1 protein-coding gene, 2 tRNA genes and 1 pseudogene are annotated in these 1909 nt (G+C 66.2%); 2 read left to right on the forward strand and 2 right to left on the reverse strand.

The annotated features are described in order from the left end of the window. Positions 1-2: 2 nt before the first annotated feature. A complete protein-coding gene (locus GBZ26_RS29025; RefSeq protein ID WP_247884952.1) occupies positions 3-1106 on the reverse strand; it encodes a class I SAM-dependent methyltransferase in 1104 nt (367 codons plus the stop codon). A 280-nt stretch (positions 1107-1386) separates the two neighbouring features. Here GBZ26_RS29025 and GBZ26_RS29030 point away from each other — a divergent pair. Next, positions 1387-1462: transfer RNA gene (locus GBZ26_RS29030), tRNA-Lys, on the forward strand. Positions 1463-1538: 76 nt separating this feature from the next. After that, positions 1539-1614, forward strand: a tRNA-Lys gene (locus GBZ26_RS29035). Between the two features lie 85 nt (positions 1615-1699). Here GBZ26_RS29035 and GBZ26_RS29040 read toward each other — a convergent pair. Next, positions 1700-1909: pseudogene (locus GBZ26_RS29040) on the reverse strand (hypothetical protein); the annotation flags it as partial.

Consider the following 1909-nt stretch of genomic DNA (forward strand, 5'->3'; position numbering starts at 1 on the left):
CGTCACCTCTCCACAGCATGTGCTCTTGTTGTTTTCTTTTTTTGTAAGGAGGAACACGTCCTCGAAGTTCGCACTGATTGGTGGGGGCTTGGAGAGTTGTAAAAGGGAAAGCCCGCCGGAAGATCGCCGGGCGGCACAGGAGGGGCGAGGGGGGTGGCGCGCAGCCGGTCCCGCCGCTCCGCCGCGGTCAACCGCTCCGCCCCCTTCACGAACAGGTCGCGGCGGAAGGCGCGGTTGGTCAGCAGGTCGCGCAACGTCTCGCGGTAGGCCGGGTCGCGCGCCTCGGCCAGCAGGGGCAGGGCGTCCGGTGGCAGGGACAGCTCGTCCATCTGCTCCATCGGGACGGCGGGGCCGGCGAAGTCCAGCTTGGCCGCGGTCAACTCCCGCGCCACGTCGGCGTGGTAGAAGGCCGTCCAGTCGCGGTTCAGATACTCGTGGGCGATGTAGTTGGGCGACTTGCGCTTCAGGGAGTCCAGCCGCCCCGGCAGCGCGTCGGCCTGGGCGAACCAGCCGGCGTTGAGGGCGGTCAGGCGGCTGGCGAAGGCCACGGCCTCCTCGATCCGCTCCGGCAGCGGGCCGGTGCGGTCGGCGCAATGTTCGACCAGGACGCGGCGCAGCGGCGTGTAGGCGAGCGTGCCGGGCAGGGCGTTGTAGCTCACGAAGACCAGCCCGCCGGGCTTCAGCCGCCGTTTCAGCGTGTCGACCAGGATCGCCCGGTTCTCCGCGCTGACCCAGGACCAGACGCCGTGCAGGGTCACGATGTCCAGGTCCTTGGACCCGCCTTGGGCGTACTCGGCGAAGCTCTCCTCCCGGAAGGCGGCGTTGTCCAGCCCGGCCTCGGCGGCGAGGCGCTGGGCGCCGGCGATGTGGCCGGGGTTGAAGTCCACCGCCTCGAACCGGGCGTCGGGATGGCAGCCGGCCAGGACGGCGCTGCTCACCCCGTGGCCGCAGCCGATCTCCGCGCAGGCGAAGGACCCGGCAAGGTCCATCGGGGGCCGCCAGCCGCGCAGGGTCAGGGCGAAGGACAACAGCGCCGGCGACAGTTCCCGATAGAAGGCGTGGATGTAGCCGATCCCTCCCACATAACCCTCGGTCCAGCCCTGCATCGTCTCCACTCCTTCCATCCGCTGCGAAAGGGTGATAGCGCCGGGCTTGGACGGCTGTCAAAGAAGGCGGTTATGAACGGTGAATGCGGAGCCGGAACGAGCCCCGCAAAAAAATGCGATCCTATCCATTTTGGTATCGACAAGCCCCGGACCCTTCGTTATAAACCGCGCCACACCGGCCGGGACGACGGCTTGGCCGGACAGGAACCCTAGTCGATACGGTCAGGCGCTCCCTGTCGCAGAGACGAAGGCTCCGGTGCCGGTGTGAACGAGAAGTGATGGGCGCATAGCTCAGTTGGTAGAGCAGCTGACTCTTAATCAGCGGGTCCAAGGTTCGAGTCCTTGTGCGCCCACCATCACTTTCCGGATCGAAAGGGATCGTTCCCAGGTTTCCTTTCATGCCGCCGAGCATTTCGATGCCCGGATGGGGATGGGCGCATAGCTCAGTTGGTAGAGCAGCTGACTCTTAATCAGCGGGTCCAAGGTTCGAGTCCTTGTGCGCCCACCATTCCCTCAAAATGGCAAGACAACGATGCATACAAAAAGGCTGCCCCCGGGCGGCCTTTTGTGCGTTTGGGGATTCGCTTGCGCCGTCACTCCGGTGCGGTGCCGGGGCGGCGGGGGACGAGCAGGTTCGCGGTCATCTGCTGCACGATCTCGCCATCCTGGTTGATGGTGGTGGTGCGCACGCGGGCGATGCCGCGGTCGGGTCGTTTGGCCGACACGCGGACATCCAGGATTTCGCTCTCGATGCGCAGCACGTTGGAGCTTCGCCGAGTACGCCCAAGGCGGGTCCAAGGACC

It is taken from the genome of Azospirillum formosense (assembly GCF_013340925.1).
Taxonomy (GTDB): Bacteria; Pseudomonadota; Alphaproteobacteria; order Azospirillales; family Azospirillaceae; genus Azospirillum; species Azospirillum formosense.